The sequence below is a fragment of the Staphylococcus sp. GDY8P57P genome (assembly GCF_017892585.1).
Classification (GTDB): Bacteria; Bacillota; Bacilli; order Staphylococcales; family Staphylococcaceae; genus Staphylococcus; species Staphylococcus borealis.
In genome coordinates this window covers 44,232-65,754 of sequence record NZ_JAESLK010000036.1, presented here as the reverse complement: position 1 = coordinate 65,754, position 21,523 = coordinate 44,232, and the positions used below count along the sequence as shown (strand labels likewise).

The window sequence follows — 21,523 nt, the reverse complement described above, 5'->3', positions numbered from 1 at the left end:
ATAGGATTTATAAGGATTTTATGAATGACTTTATTATAACGGTACTTAAATAATGATTTACAGATAATTACTAGTCTTTACCTATTAAAATTAACATTAAACTACTTACAATAAAAATAAAGCATCTTGCACTTTTACGGTGAGGGATGCTCCTTTTGGGTTATTTTTACTAATTATTCGTCATATGCTCTGCTTGCTCAACCACTTGATATATTGCCATCTTGCTTCTTTTGGAACCAGAAAATATTTTCTGCTAAGTATTCATCTTGATCCTCTTCATCTGCATATGGATTTTTCTTCAATTCTTCATACTTTTCTTTAAAAGAATCCGATACATATTTTAAAAAGATTAAACCTAATGCTATATTTTTATACTCAGCAGCCTCCATACTCTCTCTTAACTTATCGGCAGCTTGCCATAATTTTTCTTCGAAACCTATAGTTGCCATTAATAACACCTCTTTAAATTACTATTATTTTAAATATAGCAAAAAATAAATACTTATTGTGTAGGTTTTTTGTTAATATTTTAATATGAATAATTTTTTTGTGAAAATAAAATATTTATGGGAGTGTTTTTATTGGATAAAATTCGAATAAAGAACGAATTCAATATGTTAAAAAAAGAAAAGTATGTGAATGAGTGCTTTAAAAGAAAAGGAAATAGCAAATTAATAACTTTCAAATACTTATTGCCATTTAAAATACCTATAAATGAATTTGAAAATATTGATTTTGTAAATGAAGAAAACACATTTATGATTTTCAACCACTTAGAAGATAATGTGTTGGAAAATGACAATATCAAGCGAGATAAAAAAACTTATGTTGAAATAACTTCAATAATCAAGCACAATCAGTTTAAAAAATTGAAATCAAATTCCACTTCTAGGGCATCAAAGAAAAGTAATAGTCTCACCGAAATCTTTAATAAGCAATTTAATTGTCTAAATAATCTTATTAAAATTATTAGCATTAAATATCAGTATCATAATATATACCAGCTATCATTAGGGGATATATTAAGTATTCCATATTATGTAATATATACTACAGATGGAAATATAAAAGAGATGAGCATTTTCATGATTAACATGCCTGGAAAGATAGAGAAAGATCAGTATTCATCTATCAAAAAAAGTGATTTATTAAATATTAAAAAAAATTATAATGTTTTTAATAACCATCCTAGCAATATTTATGTTTTGGCTATGAGAAAAGGTGAACGTTCTTTTTATAAATCTGACTATAATTTAGCAATTGTACAAATTCAGACCGCATTAGAAGTTTTTATCACAAATTTTTTAGAAAAATATTATAAATTAGATAAAAATTTAAGTGATGAAGAATTAAAAAAGAAGCTTGGATGTGGGTATGCTAATGTTGTTAATGATCATTTATTAAAGACAATTGATAATCTAAATTTGGATAATTCTAATGAAATTAAAAATTGTGTAAAAAAATATATGAAAGATTACTATGGTATGAGAAATAAAATTGTTCATACAGGCGCTACTTATAAAAAAGAAGATGCAATAGAATTTAAAGAAATAGTAGCTGATATTATTAGATTAATAACGTTTAGTATGAAGAATAAGAGTGATAGTGACTTTTCTAAAGAATTTAATATTTATAATATTATTAATAAAAAAATAGATATTAATGAGATAAAGGATAAATATAAATAAGTTCCTTATTTATTCCCTTCAAAGTTGAAGTTGAAAAACACAAACTTTGAGGGGATTTTTAGTAAAATCTCTGATAAAGAAAAAATTATCAAAAACCGCATCATTTATAATACGCTTCACAAAAACATAACAGCAATTCTCATAAACCTCATACGTTCCGATACGTTCAAAATCCCTTTATGAAGTGGCTGAAAAAACCGCATCATTTATGATATGCTTCTGCTTATCGTGCAGTGATGCGGTTTTTGAAATAGCTTTTATTATAGATAACTTTATTAGTTTCTACCTTTAGTGTAATTAATGTAGTTCATATAAACTCCAAATTAATCAATCATACCCGATTCAATCCATTTATTAAATTCTATTTTTACAACATCGCCATGATAATATGTACCATTATGTTCGTCACCGTTTTTCGTCCACCAATTTTTAGAATTTCCATTCTTTTCAACATCAATATAATTAGAATAAAAAGTACCTGACATCACAATGGGACAAACGCCCTCTTTATTACCAAGATCTGCTAAATTCGACGCTGTTGTTACTGCTTTTCCAATCCAAACAAAATCATTTATACCTGAACTCTTTCTACCTGCCTTTACTGCTAAATTTTCACCAGCAGCTAAACCAATACCTGCTTTAATATTTGGAAGATTTCTTTTATCTAATAATTTATTCAACATTTTTAAATAGGTATTAATGTAAACTGCACGTTGATAGACATCAAATAGTTCATTTTTAAAAGGTGTTGAATACACAGCAAATACGCAATCTCCCCTAATACCAATTTCTTTCAATTCATTATCTTGAGTATCCTTTTGTAAAATCTCTATAACTTCAGACGTAAAGCCTCTAATCACCTTGGCAACATCTACTTCACTATTTTCTGTGAATAATTTAGTAGAATTTCTTAAATCTATAAAAATTGCACTAAGCCAAGCTTTATAACCATTCTCATATGTAAAATTATCATTATTAGGGAATCTTTTCACTTCATTTATAAAATTAGTATTCTCTAAGATTTCTTCAACTTTTTTCTTTCTTGCCTTGTAATCATAGCCCCTTATTTCCATATTTAAAAACCTCCCACATTAACTAAAATAATACCGATCAAATGCAAAATCAAAATTCCTAAAATTCCCCAAAGCACAAATGCTAAACCTTTCTTATAAAAATAATATTTTTTTGTAGATATTTTTGAATTTATATAAATCTGGGATAAAATATCATCAATTTCTTCTTCTGATGTTCTATTGATCCTTTGCTTTTTATACTCAGAATAAGTCTTGCTTGAAATACTTTCAAAATAATAGAAGGAATCATTTTCCATCCCATTATAAGTCTCAACAGATTTTTTTAACTGAGGAAAAAGTACCCTAATTATATTATATATTCCATTAAAAAATAATAAATAGACCAATACTTCAAAAATAAAATAAATTAAATTAGAAAAATTTATATTGTTCAATACTTTTAATACTATTTCTTTTTGACTATCTAAGAATATTTCAGAAGAAATAGTAACAATAAAAACCCCTAACATTGCTAAAACAATTGAAGCTTTTGTATCACAACTCCTTATCCATTCTAAATGTCTATCTAACTCGTCTAAAAGATCATTTTTTAAATTATTGTTTTCCATTAAATTAATCACCCTTTTAAAAAAATTAAATTTTTGTAAATTAATAAATGTATTCTTTTAATTTCTATTGTTCAATCCACTTTATAACGAAATTACTTAATACAAATAATTATAACAAATCAAGAACCTATGTTCTCTATATATATTCACAATTCTTAAGATATAATTATTTAAAAATTAGAAATGAGTGATTTGATGTATAGCAATTGGGGACATGAGTTACAATCAATAATTGAAAATATGGATACAAAGGAAGTAAAAGAAGTGATGAGTCAAGCAAGTAAATCTTATGAGGAATTAAATAATAATCACAACACTCGTAACAAGGTAAAATATCCAATGATTTTAACTGACATAGTTAAATATGAATTACATCTTCTTGATGGATGCAGTAATGCAAATGAAGAAAATAAACAAAAAAAGTGGGAAGATCATGATTTATTTGTGCCAACTAAAACTAACTTTTCAGCAAATTTCAAAAAATTTTGCCTTGCACTTGGTATTGATTCTGAAAATTTTAAAATTGGAAAATTCTATGCATTTAAATGTGATAGTAAATTTGTTATACATGATATATTGTCGAATAACTCTGATTATATCCATTTTTTAAAAAATGGCGTTAATAAAAAAGATATAGAATCTACAAATAAAATTAATGATAACTTATATTATTTTATAAAAAATGAAATTACTAATCCTATTGATTATAAAACTGCTATGACAAATTACTATTTATATTTCTTAATCGATTCAAATATCGAAGTTGGTATAAAATCTAAGGTTATCGATATAATAACAGCTCCAAATGTTAGCAGTGCTCAAAAAATAGATATAATTAATTACTATATGGATGAATTAGATGAACTCAAGGATGAAGTTAATGTAAGATTAGCTACATCTCAATCTTATAGCTATAGTGACTATTTAGAACAAGAACGCCGTGTTCAAATTGACGTAAATCTTGCGAAATATTTAACTAACAAAGAAACTCAAGCATCTGCCCCTAAAGCCCTAGTCATTAGATTATTAAGTCAAAGTGAGTTAGTAGATACACCAAAGTACACCAAAGAAAATCGCAATAAACTTATTGCTGAATTAAAAAAAGCTTTAAATTATCATTATAAGAAAGATATTGATAAAGATGAAGATAATCAATCTGAATATTTTTTTATAACAACGAAATAGTTATCATTATTAAAGAAGTGCCGATGAAAATCGGCACTTCTTTTTTGTCAATATATTACACGAAAATTTTTGTATGGAATTTTCAAGTCTATTTTACAGACTTACTCTTCACACTATTACCTATATAGTTATATATGTATTCGGCCGATACACAAATTAATACATTTGGAGGTAAATAATTATGAAGTACGAAGGTGAAGAGTTTAACGAACTTAAAAGAAGACGTTTAGGTGTTGCTTTCAGTCTATCTGAAGACACTACATTTACATTTCATGACTTAAAAATAAAAACTGAGACATGTTCAACTGAATTACAACAAGAAGTAGGTCGCTGGTTTGCATACTTTGTAAAGCACGCACCAAATGTTCCATTTGTCATTATTGGTAAGAATAGCAGCGGGAACTTAGTTTACCGTAAAACAGGGCCTAATCCAATGCGTCACAAAAGTAACTGGAAAGGAGGTGGGTTCTAATGAACCCTTCAAACCTACCTTTCAAACTTGGAAATGCTATTTTGACTATGGTCGGTTGGTTTTTAATTATCCCTGCCAAGAAAAATGAAGATGATGATAAAAAAGTTTTCATATCAAGCCCCATTGTTATAACAGCAAGATTCATAGATCCCGAGACTAAAGTTGAAAAAATTATTTTATCAGATTTTAATAATACCGAATTAATTGAAGAGGCTGATATTTTATCATCACAAAAGCTTCCTACCATCATCAAATTCGGATTCAATGTTAATGAAAAATATATCCGCGATTTGGGATTCATTCTTCAACAAATGCGAACTCAAACACCTATATCGCCAATGTATCAAGGTGTTGGTGTGATTAGCACTGAGAATTACCCTATCATATCGTTGGACGAACCTTATGTATCTAAAAAAGTACAGCATTCTTTAAATGAAGATATCCTATGCAACACACAATATGATTTGCAACCTAAAGGTACTTTTAGGAACTGGTGGCAAATGTATCTTGATGAAGTAAAAGGGAACTTATTGCTAGAGCTTGCTGTTATTTTTAGTGTGTCATCATTAGTCACAGCCTATCTTAAAAACTTACATGAAGTTGAGTTTGCGGGCACTATCTTCTCGTTTATGGGAAATTCAAGTACAGGTAAGTCAACTGCTGCTGCACTAGCTGTATCAGTTGCAGGTAACCCGAACAAAGGCACTGAAACACTATTCAGAAGCTGGAATGGAACTCGTAATGCAATTGAGGGCTATCTCCAAAATAACCTAGGTGTGCCACTAAGTTTCGATGAGCTCACTTCAGCTACTTTCTCAAGAATCACAGAATTATTATATTCGATTGCAGAAGGTCAAGGGCGTCAACGAGCAAATATTCATGGAGAAGTAAAAGCCCCTAAAAACTGGGGTACATCTATTATTTCTACCTCAGAATACACTATATTCAAAGATGCTGCAAAAAACGATGGTCTACGGGTTAGAACAATCGAAATTACAGAGCGCTTCACTACTAGTTCTGAAAACTCAGATGCAATAAAAAAGGCAATAGCAACCAATTACGGCCATGTCATGCCATTAGTAGCTGAGTATCTACTTAATCGTGAAGCAGAAGTCATTCAATGGTTCCGAACTGAGCATCAATGGTTCAAAACGCAACTAGAAAGCGAAACTAGTAATACAGGTATTCGCATGTTTAAACGCTACGCAACAATTACGACATCATCTCGTATATTGGAACGTGTTATCGCAACACCTGTTGATTTGAATGCTGTTAGAGATTACTTAGTTAATTACCATTTAGACTCGGTAAGCGATAGATCTCTTGCTGATAAAGCAATCGATGTAATTGTTCAATTCGTCATGAGAAATCGCGGTAAGTTTGCTGAAAATGCTAAACTTTCGACGATGATTGAAAACTTTGGCCTAATTGAAAAAAGAGATAATTGTATTCAGGTCAAGATGCTAAAAGATGTTTTTAAACAAATGTTACAAGATAATCAATTTGAAGATGAACAAAATGTCATCGATGCCCTTCGGGATAAAGGTTATATGGAATCTGACCGCAACAGGCGAACAACCAAACGTAGTATCAAAGATGCTCAAGGAAAATCTAGGAGTATTGTATTCTACCATCTTAAATTGGATAAAGAGCTTGCACCTATTTTCGGCCTGAGCTCAAATTCAGAACCATTCGCACCACCACAATTTGATGGTACAACAAACAAACATCTACTAGATGATTTTTCAGCGAAAGCTAAAGAATGGGAAGGCAATGATGATTTAGATTTATAAAATTAATAATACTGCTACAACGCTCTGTGGGGCGTTGTAGCTAATAAAAAATTGGAGGAAGCAAAAATGCTATTTAATCAAACTAAACTTACTTTAGAAAATAACACTGGAGAACACAATATCACTTTTAAAGTTTCACAAAAAGAACAAAAATATTTCAACTCAATCGTCGAATCACTCAATAACGAAGCACTATTATTTGAAGAATCATTCGATTTTATTATGCTTCTTGAAATGAATAACGATTATGATTTTGATAAAGTGTCTCATCAAACGATTGTAAAATTAGAGAACATATTCCACATCTACGCCATTGGTTACACAGATAAGTTAAATATTGTGAAATGGAACGGCAAAGGTCATGTCGAGTACCTGCTTAAGTAACTTCATTTGTCATATTAAATACCACAACACTATTTTCAGTGTTGTGGTTCAATTAATCATTAATTGGGAGGCTTTAAAATGAAAACAATTGCATTAGCACATGAAATTACTGATGAAAGAGTGGATTACTTGGATTCACTCCCTATCGATACTATTGAGAAATTTTGTGACAAAAATGGTTATAAAATTGATGAAACTTACTACGAAAGCACTCAATTAGAAGATGATATTATACACGGATCTATTACACCTAGCTGCATTATCTTCCATGGTTTATATGAGGAACATAATCGATTAGAAAGTATTTGTATGAACAAAGGCATTGATCTTATTTCAGTATTTGAAATTTTAGTATAATATCGCTCACTACTATTGAAGACACTTAGGGGGAGAAAACATGGACGAATTAATCACAATGCTCGCAGATTTGGTTATCGAAGAAATCAACCAGTCTGATGACTAATAATAACGCCCAACACCAGCTAGGTGTTGGGCTCATTTATAAATTCGTTCATAAATATATATTATCACTTTGGAAGGAGGAAATATGATGAATCAAGCTATTGGCTACTTACGTCAAAGTACAACCAAACAACAATCACTTGCAGCACAGAAACAAACCATTGAATCATTAGCCCAAAAACATCAGATCAAACACATTACATTCTATAGCGATAAACAATCTGGACGCACTGACAAGCGTAATGGTTACCAACAAATTACTGAACTAATTCAACAAGGACAATGTGACGTTTTATGTTGTTATCGTCTGAATCGACTACATCGAAATCTAAAAAATGCTTTAAAACTTATGAAACTATGCCAAAAGCATCATGTTCACATATTAAGTGTACATGACGGATATTTCGACATGGATAAATCTTTTGATCGTCTCAAACTAAATATTTTCATCAGTTTGGCCGAACTTGAATCCGATAATATTGGTGAACAAGTCAAAAACGGCCTCAAGGAAAAAGCGAATCAAGGCAAACTGATTACGACACATGCACCCTTTGGCTATCGTTATCATAATGGCACATTCACGATAAACACATCCGAAGCACATACTGTGAAAGCTGTATTCAACTACTATCTTCAGGGTTATGGATACAAAAAGATTTCACAACGCTTAGAAACCGACTCAAGAATGATAAATCGAATGCCCTATCAAGTTCGTAATATTATCATTAACCCTAATTACTGTGGACGAGTTATTAATCAGTATGGACAACATGACAACATGTTCCCAGCTATTGTCAGTACAACGATATATGAAGAAGCACAAGCTATGAGAAAGCAGAAACAAGTCGAACGTAAACCTTCAAAAAATCGACTCAAACAAAAGATCAAATGTCCCTATTGTCATTCAACACTTACAAATGTAACCATACGAAAACCAAATCGTTCATTGCGTTACTATGTCTGCTCACAGAATATGAATAACGCTCGCTTTGTTTGTAACTTCAAGGGAATAAATGCGCAAGAATTAGAAAAACAAGTCTTAGACATATGCAAAGAATTCTTTCAAAACAAACAATTCCATCAAAAGATAAATAGCAGAATCAGACAACAACTCAAACAACATCAACAGTTAGAATCACAAAATAATATTACCCAAGCACAACTAATAGATAAATTGGCCCAGGGCTTAATTGATGCTGAAGCATTCAAAAAACAGTCTCAATCAATAACTCAAAATCGTAAACCTCTACGCTCAATAAGCGAGGATCAATTACAAGTATCGCTACAAAATGTATTTCAGAAAAGTTTCACGTTAAACATGCTGTATCCATACATCGATGAAATTCATATTACTAAAAATAAAAAGCTAGTTGGTATCTATTTCAAAAATGAGCCATTGAATATTGTAAAACAACAGATGCAATCATCAATTGTCTAAACAAGAAAGGATGAATATACATTGCAACAACTCAAACAAAAACGTGTTGGTATCTATGTTCGTGTATCGACAGAGATGCAAAGTACAGAGGGATATAGTATCGACGGACAAATCAATCAAATCAGAGAATACTGTAATTTTAATAACTTCGCAATTGAAGACGTATACGCAGATAGAGGTATCTCTGGAAAATCTATGAACCGACCCGAATTACAACGCTTACTAAAAGATGCAAAAGAAGGACATATCGATGCTGTTATGGTCTACAAAACAAATCGCTTAGCACGTAACACCTCTGACTTACTCAAAATTGTTGAAGACCTTCATCGTCAAAATGTCGAATTCTTCAGCTTATCTGAACGTATGGAAGTTAATACAAGCAGTGGTAAACTGATGTTACAAATTCTAGCAAGCTTCTCTGAATTCGAACGCAATAACATTGTCGAGAATGTATTCATGGGACAAACCAGACGTGCTCAAGAAGGCTATTATCAAGGCAATATTCCACTTGGCTATGAGAAAATTCCAGACAATAAACATGAACTCATGATAAACCAACATGAAGCCAATATTGTAAAATATATATTTGAGTCATATGCTAAAGGTCACGGATATCGTAAAATGGCTAATGCACTTAATCATAAAGGTTATGTAACAAAGAAAGGTAATCCATTCAGTACATCAGCTATAGCATACATCCTTTCCAATCCTTTTTACATTGGTAAAATACAATTTGCGAAATATAAAGATTGGAATGAAAAGCGACGTAAAGGACTTAATGATAATCCTGTAGTAGCTGACGGGAAGCATTCACCTATCATTAGTCAAGAACTATGGGATAAAGTACATTCACGTATGAAGCAAGTTAGTCAAAAACCTCAAGTTCATGGAAAAGGAACTAATCTATTAACAGGTATCGTTCATTGTCCCCAATGCGGATCGCCTATGGCGGCGAGCAATACAACTAATACACTCAAAAATGGAACTAAGAAACGTATCCGCTATTATTCATGTAGTAATTTTCGCAACAAAGGATCAAAGGTGTGCTCTGCGAATAGTGTGAGAGCTGATGTCATAGAAAAATATGTCATGGATCAACTAATCGAAATTGTCAAAAGTGATAAAGTCATCAACCAAGTCGTAAAACGGGTCAACAAGGATAATCAAGTTGATATAGCTGCATTGAATCATGATGTCGCTTATAAGGAACAACAATTTGATGAAATAAACACTAAACTTAAAAATCTAGTTCAAACCATTGAAGACAATCCAGACTTAACATCTGCGCTCAAACCAACCATTCATCAATATGAAACACAACTGAATGACATTACAAACCAAATTAATCAACTCAAGCAGCAACAAAACCAAGAAAAACCATCTTATGATACGAAACAAATCGCTGCCATATTACAACGAATATTTCAAAATATAGAATCCATGGATAAATCACAACTCAAGGCATTATACCTTACGGTCATTGATCGTATCGATATTCGTAAAGACGGTAATCATAAAAAGCAATTCTATGTCACACTCAAGCTCAATAATGAGATTATTAAACAACTTTTCAATAATAATAATCTAGACGAAGTGCTCCTCAGCACTTCGTCTTTGTTTTTGCCTCAAACACTCTACTTTCAAATCTAATATCTATGTACTGTCCTTTCATCATTCAATAACACCCATCTAACGAATCTTTTCAACATACTAACAAGTCATAACTCAATGTGAAGCTTATATTGTATGACGAAAGAACATCCCAAAATAAAATGTTAACGGGATAACGACAGGATTCAATAACTTCATGTAACAGAAGGATTACGCAAGCGTAATCCCAAAATCCCATTATTATTTATAAATAAATAAATAATATAAAAAGAAAAAATTAAGCGTCAGTACACCTACAACCCAAATTATATATAAATATAGAGCTCTATTTCCCGAGAAATAAGTGGGATAACGGGATTTCCTTGTCATACCAACAATGAGCATGCATTTCGGTTGGGATATTTTCTGAATTTCAATGGGATTTTCAAATAATACTAAAAACCATAATATGATAACCAACTGAATGATGGTTCAAATCAAAGAATTGCGCAACAATTCACTAAAAGGTCTAAAATGATATAATTCAATTATATTGTAATATTGATTATAAAATCTAAAAATAGCTAAGGAGTGTATTTTATGTACAAAATAGCCATAGCAGGTGCAGGCGCAATGGGTGGAAGAATTGGTATTTCTATAAAAGAAGCTGGTTATGACGTAACACTTATAGATAATTGGGAAGAGCATGTTAATCAAATTAATCAAGATGGCATGAACATTAAAACAGAAACAGATAACTACTCAATTAACATTCCCGCAATATTAACCAAAGATGTTTCAGCTGAATTTGATCTCATCATAATATTAACCAAAGCTATGCAATCTGAAGAGATGTTACAACGTTTACAAGAAGCTGGCTGTATTCATAGTGGGACAGCTATATTAAGTATGATGAATGGCTTAGGTCATGAAGAGCGATTATCACAAATTGTTCCGCTATCACAAATCTATCTTGGCGTAACTATGTGGACAGCTGGACTGCGCGGGCCAGGTCAATTATTACTCGAAGGCGAAGGATCTATATATCTACAAAGAGCAGATGGTGAAGTAGATGAACAAGCTAATACTATACTTCAAATATTCAATGACTCTGGCTTGAATGCACAAATTAGTTCCAATGTATTCGAATCAATATGGTCTAAAGCTACACTCAATAGTGTTTTAAATCCTCTATGTACGATATTAAACAAAACCATTTACGAATTTGGTAATTATGCACAATCAGATGAAATGATTATGCCAATTATTGATGAAATTGTCGCAGTTGCAAAGGCAAAAGACATTCATTTGGATCGTAATGAGCTTTTTAAAAAAGTTGTATCAGCCTATCCAAAAGAAGCTCAAGGACTTCATTACCCATCAATGCATCAAGATTATTCAAATGGCCGCTTAACTGAAATAGACTACCTTAATGGACAAATAGCTGCTTATGGAAAAGAATTTAATATACCTACACCGATTAATACAATGCTAACTCATCTTGTCCACCAATTAGAATCAAAATTATAATAACTACAAAATCAAATTTAATCATTCTTCTCTCGACGAAGTGCGTTTCAGCACTTCGTCTTTATTTTTACCTCAAACCCTCTTTCTCAAAATATAATATAAACATACTTGTCCTTTCGTCATTCAATAACACGCATCTATCAAATATTTCAACAAACTAATCAGTCATAACTCGATATGAAGCTTATATTGTATGACGAAAGAACATCCCAAAATAAAATGTCAACGGGATAACAGCGGGATTCAATAACTTCATGTAGCAGAAGGATTACGCAAGCGTAATCCCAAAATCCCATTATTATTTATAAATAAATAATATAAAAAGAAAAAGTCAGTCGTACTGACATCTACAAATCCAAATCATATATAAATATATAGCTATATTTCCTGAGAAATGAGCGGGATAACGGGATTTCCTTGTCATATCAACAATTGTGATGATTTTCGATTGGGATATTTTCTGTATTTCAGTGGGATTTCTAAGCGAAACAAACATTATTTCAAACTTATATTATCTAAATGATGTATCACATGTATACATCAACCAAATACATTAGGAGGTCATAACAATGACATTAGAACTACAACTCAAGCATTATATAACCAACTTATTCAATCTGCCAAGGGATGAAAAATGGGAATGTGAATCTATCGAGGAAATCGCTGATGATATCCTTCCTGATCAATATGTCAGACTTGGTCCACTCACCAACAAAATCCTTCATACGCATACTTACTACTCTGATACACTTCATGAAAGACATATATACCCCTTTATCCTCTACTATCAAAAACAACTCATTGCGATTGGTTATATTGATGAAACAAACGATATGGACTTCTTATATCTTCATAACACAGTTATGCCACTACTAGATCAAAGACACTTACTTGAAAAGGAGAATTATAATAATGAATAAATGGATACACATAGCTCAGATAAGCGTCACAGTCATTACAGAAGTTATTACAATAATGAAAGATATAGAAAAGGAGAAATGAGCATGGAACGTTATATTACACGTGGTATTGCCAATTACTTGCCAGCAATATTGCAGCAAGAGTTATGGAAACTTGTAGCGCAACGCGAAAACGAACAATTCAAGGAACTAGAAGAGATTGATTACTTTCATATATTCCAGTTCAATATGCATAATAGTCAATTATATATCAAACATAAGCAAGAACGTCCAGAGTACGTAAAAATTCATAAGGCAAATTATTCAAAAGCTATCAATATTAATAAGGTCTACATTATCCGAGAAGATGATGTAGACCTTTCTTATTACGTCATGTTACTACCCGAAGAATATTAATAGGAGGCATCAATCATGCAGAATATACAAAGTACATTAGAAACTGAAGCAATATTTAGTGACGATAATCAACATCGTTACTTACTCAAAAAAACGTGGGACAAAGATAAAAAGATAATTTCAATTATAACTTGTTATCCAAATTTTGAAGGAACCAAAAAATTAGATTTAACGACTCAATTAATTCTAAATAAAGTATCTGAAATGAAAGACTTCGGATCAATTAATTTTGTGAATCTATATTCAAACATGATAACAACCACAAATATAAAGCATATAGAAAATAGCCATGATAAGCATACTGACATTCAAATCATGAAAGCTGTTAAAGAAGCAGATGAAGTTATATTAGCTTGGGGTGCATACGCTAAAAAACCAGTTGTTGAGTCTAGGGTCAATGAAGTATTGGAAATGTTGAAACCTCATAAGAAGAAAGTAAAGCAACTTATTAATCCAGAAACAAATGAAATAATGCATCCACTTAATCCAAAGGCAAGAAAAAAATGGATATTTAAAGTAATAAATTAATAATAAAAATTAGTTTTTTAAAATAACAATAGTAAAGCGTAGCAAAATAAATTAATATAATGATATAAAGTATAAATAAAAGAGAATGGGGATAGGGATTTGAAAAAAATCATAGCAAGTTTGGGAGTTATTGCGCTTGTCGCGGTTTTGGGAGTTGCAGTTGTATTTGCATACGGTAGTTATAAAGATTTAGAGCTCAAAAAAGAAGAAGCTAAACTAGCTGAAAATAAAATTAAAGAAGACGATAAAAAAGAAAAATCTAAAAAAATCGATAATAATGGTAAAGAAGAAAGTAATAATACAACAAATTATCAAACACCCGTAACAAATGAGGATGTTAGTACTAAAGAAGTGAGAACGACAGAAGATGGTGAAGTCATAAAGAAAACTAAAAATGGAATAGATTATGTAGGTGAATTTGATTCTCCAGATGAAGAAGAGAAATATGAGCAAGAAGTTATGGCTCAATCTGGGGGAGGCGACGCTGCAAATGAAGATAGTACAGAAGAAACTCAACCTAAATATACAGCAGAAGATGCTAATAACATGTCAGATGATGAATTTATTGATGCCTATAAAGAAGGAATGACTGAAGATCAAGCTGCTGCTGTGGATGAAGCTGCAGAAAGATCTGGTGATTATATCGGTTTTTTAAGAGGACAGGTTGAAGCTCGTGCAAATGGTCAAGGCGGCAATTACTAAAAGAAAAGGATAAATAATATATGAAAAAATTATTAAGCATAATCACAGTGCTTGCCATTATTGGCATACTAGCAGCTGTTGGATTTTTTGGATACAACAAATATCAGGAAGTAGAATTAGAAAAAAATAAATTACAGGCTCAACAAAAAGAATATGACGACAGTAATTCGCAAAGTGCTAGTGAAACAATTAATAATAATCAATCGAATGACAGACAAAATAATAGTCAAGAACCAGAGCAATCTACAACAGAAGAAGATACAAGTGCTGAACAACAGGTAACTAGAAACAATGTATTTGATTATGCTATTGCAGCTGTAAATGAAGTAGGAGATGCTGATTTATTAAAATTTCAAGAACCAGAATACAATGGTTCAGAATGGACTATTAATGCAAATAATAAATCAGGTTCAGGAGCTAATACCATCGTAATTAAAGATGATGGAACAGTTCAAATATGGAATGGACCTAAGACATCTATAGACCATGAAACTAAAATTGAATTATAAACAAGGAGATTAATAAGGTTTACATCATTCGTGAAGATGATGTAGGCCTTTCTTATCACGTCAAGTTACTACCCGAAGAATACTAAAGGATTAGAAAATGCTTTTGATAAGCATGCAGATATTCAAAAAATGAAGGAAGTGAAATGTTGAAACCTCATAAGAAAAAAGTTAAGAAATTAATCAATCCACAGACCAATGAAATTATGCATCCACTAAATTCAAAAGCAAGAAGAAAATGGACATATAAAAGACTATATTAATCAAAAATCATTGATACAGTTACTAAAATGTATACTTTCCTAGATTAAATTTCATTAATTTAGACCCTTATCTCACTATAGCTCTCAGCTTATAAGATTTAGAGAATAGTCTAATTAAATAAGAAATGCTATAATATATACTTATGAAAATAATAAAAGACGTGAGGTAATAATATGCAAACCAATAAAATTTATCAAGGTGATTGTATAGAGATAATGGCTGATTTTCCTGACGATTCTGTTGATATAATAATTGCCGATCCCCCATATAATTTGAGTAAAGGGGGCAATTGGGCTATTAAAAATGAAAGTAAACCGAAAGGTTTCGGTGGTGAATGGAGTAAAGTAATGTCAAGTTGGGATAATATGTCTCTATTTGATTATTTCAACTTCTCAATGGCTTGGCTAGAACAATGTAAAAGAATATTAAAACCGACAGGTTCCATATGGATTCATGGTACATATCATAATATCGGAATAATCAATATGTGTATGCAATTACTTGAAATTGAAATTATTAATGAAGTAATTTGGTACAAGCGAAATAGTTTTCCTAACTTAAGCGGCACTAGACTCACTGCTAGTCATGAAACTATATTATGGGCACATTCGGGTTCTTCAAAAAAAAGAAAGTATAACTTTAATTATGAATTTAGTAAAAGTATCGAATATAAAGAGGACTTATTAAAGCAAAAAGATAAGCAAATGCGCACAGTTTGGGATATCCCTAATAATAAAAAAAAGGACGAATTAAAATTTGGTAAACACCCTACCCAAAAACCTATACGTTTAATTCGTAGAATGTTAGATTTGACTTCTCTTCCTGGCGATATAATGTTAGCTCCTTTTAGTGGCTCTGGAACAGAGTGTGTTGCTGCTAAGCAACTAGGTTTAAATTATATTGGAATTGAACTAGATGAAGAATATGTTAAACTAAGTAAAGAAAAAATCGAAAATGAAGAGTGGCGTTTATTATGAATGGTTTCGAAAACGTTCCGTCACTAATTAAATGGACTGGCAGTAAAAGGCTACAAGCAAAAGAAATACAAAAATTCATTCCAGACAATATAAATACTTATTACGAACCATTTTTAGGTGGTGCAAGTATTTTATATAACAATACCGATAAAATTACTTTTGCTAATGATGTTTATCAAGTAATAATTGATTTATGGCGCTTAGTTCAAACAGAACCTAACTATGTTATTGAAACCTATTCAAAAAATTGGGAACTTTTACAAGCAGATTTCCCAAATTATTTCTATTATGTTCGTGATCGCTTTAACTTAAACCAACAACCAACTGACTTATTATTTCTTTCAAGAACTGCTGTCAATGGAATAATTAGATTCAACTCTAAAGGGGACTTTAACAATTCTATTCACCTTTCTAGAAGAGGAATGAAACCTACAACTTTTGCAAAAATTGTAATGAAATGGCATCATAAAATACAAAATACTATGTTTACGTCAGAAGACTATTCATCCTTTTTAAAAAGAACAAAAAAAGGGGATTTTGTTTATTTAGACCCTCCATATGCTGGAAGTACTTCAAGATATGTGCAAAATCTTGATCTAGAAAAACTAATTAACGAATTAAGCAATCTCAACGACAAAGGTGTAAAGTGGGCTCTTTCCTTCGATGGTTTAAATTCTAATAACAATTATCAACATCACATACCAGAAAAGCTTTATAGACAAGTTATTGAAATAAATATAGGAAAGTCAAAAGTATCGCAAGTTTTAAATAAAGTGAATGATGATTCCCATGAACATCTATATTTAAATTATTAATAAAAAAACCTGGATAAAACCAGGTTTTTTTATTTAATCTGATGGATACGTAAATTTTCAAAAGAATAATTTAACTCAGAGAGTTTATTAAATAATATATTATTCATACTTATATCTTCACAATAATAATACAAATTAACTTCAACCTCATCTTTAATTTTAACAAATTTAAATGCTAGTACAAAATCTACTTCACAATTATCCTTAATTTTTATAAATTCATTCCTATTTAGATAATTCATGTCCTTTTCAATATATGCAACACCTGTTTTATATTCAAAATTTTCTTTAGAAATTTTTTTTACACTTTGTGTGTATATGCCGCTAGTACTAAAATATCTCTCAGCATTTACATTTTTATTCTTTAAATTATAAAGATATTTTATCATCTTTGGACCTACTTCTTTTTCACTCTTTATCAAACTTGACTTATTATCTTTTGATTCTATAGATAATATTACATTAGGAACTTCTTTGATAAATTGTAATACATGATCTGGTCTTTTCATATCTTTAGGAGCTCTTTCTAAAGATAACCATCTATATTCTATATTATTTTGTATTAAAGATATACCACTCCAATCTCCACCTGGAGGATTACAAAAACTTTCAAATACGCTGTTAAATTTTTTTGTGAATAATAAATGAATCACAGTATCTACATCCATTTCTGTAAAAACCTTTGGCATCTTACTTATAGTGTCATATTTCATTTGCTTTTTTTCTACTTTAACAACGTTTTCAGAACTAAATGCCTCTTCTTTTTCTTCTGGAGATAAAATCAACGTGTAATTAGATTGACCCATTATAGATGAAAATAATCCATTACTAGACATTATTTTATTATAGTCTTTATTTTTAAATGCATTCATATGATATTCTGGAACCGGGCCAAAAACCACAGTTATTACAAGTGTTTCATCCCCCATAAGCATCCTTACAAATGGTATTAAACCTCTATCTGGACGTGAATCTTCTCCTCCGGGTTTAAAACCATTAACAAGACAAAATACAATGTCGTCATTACGATTTTTCTCAAGATAATCTAGCAAATCTTTTGAACAATTATCACTTGATTTATAATCATTTATAAATGATTCTATTTTTTCTTTAGGTAATAAAGAAAAAGGCAAGCTATTTCTAGAAAAAATACTTATTGCATATTGGGCTAAAATATCATTGAAATTTAAAAATTTATTCCCATATTTACTCCTATTTCCTAACCTTTTTTTCCAAGGTATACTTAATTCTTTAATATCATTTATCAATACAGACTCTAATTCTGATTTACTTAAATTTATAAAATCTTTTCTTTCAAATCTTTCATCCTTTTTCGAAATCATCCTATACATTTCATAGTTATTCTTAATGATTTCTTTTATAATAGTATCATAATCAATTTCATTTATAATATTATATGATAAATTTTGTAAATTATGGTTATTAATAATATTTTCAAATTTAGATTTAGTATCTTCAGTAGCAACCGGGCTTATTCTATAAACAATGGCATTAGGTATTTGTCTTCTAATACTATTTAGTATATATGATAGTACCAAAGTTGAATTCGGTAATCTCATACTCTTTACACTTCCATCTTTATTTAGTTCATTCCCACCCAATTCTGCTACGTAAATGTATGGTATTTTTGCTTGTGAAAATGAAAGTGATCTTCCTGATCTCTGCCAAGCATTGTTTCCGGCTGGTAAAGCATTACTAAATTCAAAAGCTACTAACGCTTCTTCCTTCTCATTTTTTATTACTGTTACTAGTGCATCTGCACCTTCTGCTAAAAGTCCACCTTTATCTGTGAGAAATTTACTATAAACATCGACATTCCATCTATTTTTATTTACCCCAGAATAAAGAGTAAATATGTATTCCTTAGAGCCCACCACATGCACAGAAGGACATATAAAATTTTTTAAATCCCATGTAACCATCAAATCATTACTTTCATTCAGTGAAATGCCTTCGATAAATATTTCTAATGCACGTTCACATTCAATAATATTATCACCATAAATATTTAAATGCATAGCAATCTCCTTTTCTCTTTTGATAGTTTGTTTATTATATCATTTATTAAAAATATAAGAGGATAAAATAGAAATAAACCGCATCATTTATGATACGCTTCGCCTCGCATGATCTTAAATGCTCTGTATACTTGTTCGATTAAGACGACGCGCATCATTTGATGTGGGAACGTCATTTTGCTGAATGAGAGTGCGTAGTTGCTGCGTTTTAAGACGTCTTCATGTAATCCGTTTGATCCGCCAATCACAAAGACGAAGTCACTTTGTCCTTGTGTCATGCGTCGTTGCATTTCCTCAGCTAAACCTTCTGAGGACAACATTTTACCTTGTATTTCTAAAGTGATGACTGTGGCTTGCGGCTTTATTTTAGCTAATAAGCGTTGGCCCTCTTTTTCTTTCACTTGTTCTATTTCTTTATCACTCATATTTTCAGGTGCTTTTTCATCGGGTACTTCAATAATTTCAATTTTGGAATATGCACCTAATCTTTTTTCATATTCTGATATTGCTTGTTTCCAATATTTTTCTTTTAATTTACCCACAGCTAAGATTGTTATCTTCATAAAATCCTCCATAGATCTTAATAGTTATCCTACTTATCCACAAGTTATCAACTTGTTAACAGAATTCCCTCTAATTATAACAGTAATGTATACGAATTACGGGAAAATCTTTTAAAATATCCCGCTTTATGTGATTATCTTTGTATATCTGTGGATAAGTCTGTGAATAATGTGAGTATTTCTGTGTGTATTATACACAAAAGTGGATAACTCATCCTCGTTTTGGGGATAACTTTAAGTAAGTCTTAAATATTTATTCACAGATTTGAGCTAAATCTTGTTATAATAAGGTTCATTTTGAATAATCATGTATAGTCCAAATTATTAGATAATTAACTCAATACATAAAAAACAACCTACTTACAAATACTAAGTTTATAAGTAGGTCGTTCGTCTAAATAATTACAATGTATATATCGGTGTAGCTTGGGCTTTATCTGTATCACATAATAGCACTTCTTTTTCAGTGTCTATATCATGTTCATTTAATACTTGTCCAACGCTCATACGTGCTAAATCTTTCATATTGTTATCTTGTGATAAATGTGAAAGGTAGATACGTTTCGTATTACCTGTAATCACGTCTGTCATCGCTAGTCCTGCATCTTCATTAGACACATGCCCCATATCACTTAAAATACGTTGCTTCGTCTTCCAAGGATAGCGACACATACGTAACATATCCACATCATGATTACTCTCGAACATAAAAGCATCACTACCTTGAATCATACCTTTCATTCTATCTGAAACATAGCCTGTATCTGTGATCATCGTAAATTTCTTATAGTTATTGTGGAAAATGTAAAACTGTGGGTCAATCGCATCATGCGATACATTAAATGATTCAATATCAAAACCTGCAATTGATTTTGTTTCATACGGATTAAAAATGAATTTTTGATCCATTGGAATTTTACTATCCTTCTTCTCTATTGCTTTCCAAGTATTTTCATTCGCATAAATCGGTAAACCATATTTACGCGCAAGTACACCCAAACCTTTAATATGGTCACTATGTTCATGAGTAACTAGAATGCCGTTTAAATCTTTTATATTTCTATCAATTTGACTAAATAACGCTTCCATCTTCTTGCCAGTGAGTCCAACATCTACTAATAGACTGCCTTTATCACTTTCAACATAAGTGGCATTCCCTGTACTACCACTCGCCAATACACTCATTCGTATCAAGCGACTCATCCTTTCTACTTCCGACAACTTACACTATATTTTAGAGTGCCTTCAGTCTAATTCCTTATATTCTGCACTCTTTAATTAAAAAAATGAAGTTTCGAACAAACCATATCATTCGAAACATTCCAGTTCTCTAAAATACCTTTATATTATACTATACCAATACAAAAATTAAAGTTCCAATCCCTTGTTTATATACAACACTTACACATATAAATAAAATAAGTGCATGAGACACTAATAGACTCACACACTTACTATACTTTCCACACCAAATATCATTTCTTTCTAATTAAGAACAGAGAATGGTAATCTATTGAAAATAACCATTCACACACTCACATACGCAGTTCTAAGATAGATAACGAAACAGAGTTGCGGAAACTCCTAGGGGAGCAGTAGTTTCAAAGAACCTAAGTGCTTTAACACTTA

General features: G+C 30.9%; 21 protein-coding genes and 3 pseudogenes. 18 read left to right on the top strand and 6 right to left on the bottom strand.

Annotation, left to right across the window (positions count from 1 at the left end; all coding sequences use genetic code 11):
• Positions 1-207: 207 nt before the first annotated feature.
• Positions 208-449, bottom strand: a pseudogene (locus KA878_RS11075) (type I restriction-modification system subunit M N-terminal domain-containing protein); the annotation flags it as partial.
• A 123-nt stretch (positions 450-572) separates the two neighbouring features.
• Between KA878_RS11075 and KA878_RS14390 the strand changes: the two are divergent.
• Positions 573-1,688: a HEPN domain-containing protein gene (locus KA878_RS14390; RefSeq protein ID WP_260842729.1), complete on the top strand. Its 1,116-nt coding sequence runs from the start codon at positions 573-575 to the stop codon at positions 1,686-1,688.
• Positions 1,689-2,011: 323 nt separating this feature from the next.
• Here the strand turns inward: KA878_RS14390 and KA878_RS11060 are convergent, their stop codons facing one another.
• Both KA878_RS11060 and KA878_RS11055 read right to left on the bottom strand, forming a co-directional pair.
• On the bottom strand, positions 2,012-2,761 hold the full coding sequence (locus KA878_RS11060) for an adenylate/guanylate cyclase domain-containing protein (RefSeq protein ID WP_113587734.1): 750 nt from the start codon (positions 2,759-2,761) through the stop codon (positions 2,012-2,014).
• Between the two features lie 2 nt (positions 2,762-2,763).
• Entirely contained in the window at positions 2,764-3,330 is a 567-nt protein-coding gene (locus tag KA878_RS11055) for a Pycsar system effector family protein (protein WP_031869230.1), read from the bottom strand.
• Positions 3,331-3,525: 195 nt separating this feature from the next.
• On the opposite strand from KA878_RS11055, the gene KA878_RS11050 reads away from it, so the two are divergent.
• The 17 genes and pseudogenes from KA878_RS11050 to KA878_RS10975 all read left to right on the top strand — a co-directional run bounded on the left by KA878_RS11050 (position 3,526) and on the right by KA878_RS10975 (position 17,292).
• A complete protein-coding gene (locus KA878_RS11050; protein WP_224742987.1) occupies positions 3,526-4,515 on the top strand; it encodes a hypothetical protein in 990 nt (329 codons plus the stop codon).
• Between the two features lie 181 nt (positions 4,516-4,696).
• Positions 4,697-4,987 (top strand): cassette chromosome ssDNA-binding protein, encoded by a 291-nt coding sequence (gene ssb, locus KA878_RS11045; RefSeq protein WP_113587732.1) that lies wholly within the window; start codon positions 4,697-4,699, stop codon positions 4,985-4,987.
• A complete protein-coding gene (cch1, locus tag KA878_RS11040) occupies positions 4,987-6,780 on the top strand; it encodes a cassette chromosome replicative helicase (protein ID WP_050439788.1) in 1,794 nt (597 codons plus the stop codon). The genes ssb and cch1 overlap by 1 nt, the downstream gene beginning before the upstream one ends.
• A 66-nt stretch (positions 6,781-6,846) precedes the next feature.
• Complete coding sequence (locus KA878_RS11035; RefSeq protein WP_031869226.1) at positions 6,847-7,164, top strand: hypothetical protein; 318 nt, start codon at positions 6,847-6,849, stop codon at positions 7,162-7,164.
• A gap of 78 nt (positions 7,165-7,242) precedes the next feature.
• Positions 7,243-7,521, top strand: coding sequence for a hypothetical protein (locus KA878_RS11030; protein ID WP_031797629.1), 279 nt, complete (start codon positions 7,243-7,245; stop codon positions 7,519-7,521).
• Between the two features lie 193 nt (positions 7,522-7,714).
• Positions 7,715-9,064: a cassette chromosome recombinase CcrA gene (ccrA, locus tag KA878_RS11025; protein WP_031797628.1), complete on the top strand. Its 1,350-nt coding sequence runs from the start codon at positions 7,715-7,717 to the stop codon at positions 9,062-9,064.
• Between the two features lie 21 nt (positions 9,065-9,085).
• Positions 9,086-10,714 carry a cassette chromosome recombinase CcrB gene (gene ccrB, locus KA878_RS11020; protein WP_031869225.1) on the top strand — a complete coding sequence of 543 codons (1,629 nt, stop codon included), beginning with the start codon at positions 9,086-9,088 and terminating at the stop codon, positions 10,712-10,714.
• Between the two features lie 540 nt (positions 10,715-11,254).
• Entirely contained in the window at positions 11,255-12,184 is a 930-nt protein-coding gene (locus tag KA878_RS11015) for a ketopantoate reductase family protein (RefSeq protein WP_002506256.1), read from the top strand.
• Between the two features lie 569 nt (positions 12,185-12,753).
• On the top strand, positions 12,754-13,104 hold the full coding sequence (locus tag KA878_RS11010) for an SAUGI family uracil-DNA glycosylase inhibitor (RefSeq protein WP_031869224.1): 351 nt from the start codon (positions 12,754-12,756) through the stop codon (positions 13,102-13,104).
• Between the two features lie 84 nt (positions 13,105-13,188).
• Positions 13,189-13,500 (top strand): DUF960 family protein, encoded by a 312-nt coding sequence (locus KA878_RS11005; protein ID WP_210122743.1) that lies wholly within the window; start codon positions 13,189-13,191, stop codon positions 13,498-13,500.
• 15 nt (positions 13,501-13,515) lie between these two features.
• Positions 13,516-14,028 carry a DUF1643 domain-containing protein gene (locus KA878_RS11000; RefSeq protein WP_210126941.1) on the top strand — a complete coding sequence of 171 codons (513 nt, stop codon included), beginning with the start codon at positions 13,516-13,518 and terminating at the stop codon, positions 14,026-14,028.
• A 99-nt stretch (positions 14,029-14,127) separates the two neighbouring features.
• Positions 14,128-14,730 carry a hypothetical protein gene (locus KA878_RS10995; RefSeq protein WP_210142161.1) on the top strand — a complete coding sequence of 201 codons (603 nt, stop codon included), beginning with the start codon at positions 14,128-14,130 and terminating at the stop codon, positions 14,728-14,730.
• Between the two features lie 47 nt (positions 14,731-14,777).
• Positions 14,778-15,239, top strand: coding sequence for a hypothetical protein (locus tag KA878_RS14385; RefSeq protein WP_245336335.1), 462 nt, complete (start codon positions 14,778-14,780; stop codon positions 15,237-15,239).
• 8 nt (positions 15,240-15,247) lie between these two features.
• Positions 15,248-15,325 (top strand): annotated as a pseudogene (locus KA878_RS14710) (DUF960 family protein); the annotation flags it as partial.
• A gap of 54 nt (positions 15,326-15,379) precedes the next feature.
• Positions 15,380-15,499: pseudogene (locus KA878_RS14705) on the top strand (DUF1643 domain-containing protein); the annotation flags it as partial.
• Positions 15,500-15,673: 174 nt separating this feature from the next.
• On the top strand, positions 15,674-16,477 hold the full coding sequence (locus tag KA878_RS10980; protein ID WP_210126940.1) for a DNA-methyltransferase: 804 nt from the start codon (positions 15,674-15,676) through the stop codon (positions 16,475-16,477).
• Positions 16,474-17,292 (top strand): DNA adenine methylase, encoded by an 819-nt coding sequence (locus tag KA878_RS10975; RefSeq protein ID WP_210126939.1) that lies wholly within the window; start codon positions 16,474-16,476, stop codon positions 17,290-17,292. Before KA878_RS10980 ends, KA878_RS10975 begins: the two co-directional genes overlap by 4 nt.
• A gap of 29 nt (positions 17,293-17,321) precedes the next feature.
• On the opposite strand, the gene KA878_RS10970 is transcribed toward KA878_RS10975, so the two are convergent.
• The 3 genes from KA878_RS10970 to KA878_RS10960 form a co-directional block, all read right to left on the bottom strand.
• Complete coding sequence (locus tag KA878_RS10970) at positions 17,322-19,331, bottom strand: hypothetical protein (protein WP_210140041.1); 2,010 nt, start codon at positions 19,329-19,331, stop codon at positions 17,322-17,324.
• Between the two features lie 83 nt (positions 19,332-19,414).
• Positions 19,415-19,894: a 23S rRNA (pseudouridine(1915)-N(3))-methyltransferase RlmH gene (gene rlmH / locus KA878_RS10965; protein ID WP_037552500.1), complete on the bottom strand. Its 480-nt coding sequence runs from the start codon at positions 19,892-19,894 to the stop codon at positions 19,415-19,417.
• A 402-nt stretch (positions 19,895-20,296) separates the two neighbouring features.
• Entirely contained in the window at positions 20,297-21,097 is an 801-nt protein-coding gene (locus KA878_RS10960) for an MBL fold metallo-hydrolase (RefSeq protein ID WP_193839831.1), read from the bottom strand.
• Positions 21,098-21,523 lie beyond the last annotated feature (426 nt).

Coding starts and splice junctions, on each gene's coding strand:
- KA878_RS11060 (WP_113587734.1), bottom strand. CDS start 2,761: ATGGAAATAAGGGGCTATGATTACAAGGCAAGAAAGAAAAAAGTTGAA.
- KA878_RS11055 (WP_031869230.1), bottom strand. CDS start 3,330: ATGGAAAACAATAATTTAAAAAATGATCTTTTAGACGAGTTAGATAGA.
- KA878_RS11050 (WP_224742987.1), top strand. CDS start 3,526: ATGTATAGCAATTGGGGACATGAGTTACAATCAATAATTGAAAATATG.
- ssb (WP_113587732.1), top strand. CDS start 4,697: ATGAAGTACGAAGGTGAAGAGTTTAACGAACTTAAAAGAAGACGTTTA.
- cch1 (WP_050439788.1), top strand. CDS start 4,987: ATGAACCCTTCAAACCTACCTTTCAAACTTGGAAATGCTATTTTGACT.
- KA878_RS11035 (WP_031869226.1), top strand. CDS start 6,847: ATGCTATTTAATCAAACTAAACTTACTTTAGAAAATAACACTGGAGAA.
- KA878_RS11030 (WP_031797629.1), top strand. CDS start 7,243: ATGAAAACAATTGCATTAGCACATGAAATTACTGATGAAAGAGTGGAT.
- ccrA (WP_031797628.1), top strand. CDS start 7,715: ATGAATCAAGCTATTGGCTACTTACGTCAAAGTACAACCAAACAACAA.
- KA878_RS11015 (WP_002506256.1), top strand. CDS start 11,255: ATGTACAAAATAGCCATAGCAGGTGCAGGCGCAATGGGTGGAAGAATT.
- KA878_RS11010 (WP_031869224.1), top strand. CDS start 12,754: ATGACATTAGAACTACAACTCAAGCATTATATAACCAACTTATTCAAT.
- KA878_RS11005 (WP_210122743.1), top strand. CDS start 13,189: ATGGAACGTTATATTACACGTGGTATTGCCAATTACTTGCCAGCAATA.
- KA878_RS11000 (WP_210126941.1), top strand. CDS start 13,516: ATGCAGAATATACAAAGTACATTAGAAACTGAAGCAATATTTAGTGAC.
- KA878_RS10980 (WP_210126940.1), top strand. CDS start 15,674: ATGCAAACCAATAAAATTTATCAAGGTGATTGTATAGAGATAATGGCT.
- KA878_RS10975 (WP_210126939.1), top strand. CDS start 16,474: ATGAATGGTTTCGAAAACGTTCCGTCACTAATTAAATGGACTGGCAGT.
- KA878_RS10970 (WP_210140041.1), bottom strand. CDS start 19,331: ATGCATTTAAATATTTATGGTGATAATATTATTGAATGTGAACGTGCA.
- rlmH (WP_037552500.1), bottom strand. CDS start 19,894: ATGAAGATAACAATCTTAGCTGTGGGTAAATTAAAAGAAAAATATTGG.
- KA878_RS10960 (WP_193839831.1), bottom strand. CDS start 21,097: ATGAGTCGCTTGATACGAATGAGTGTATTGGCGAGTGGTAGTACAGGG.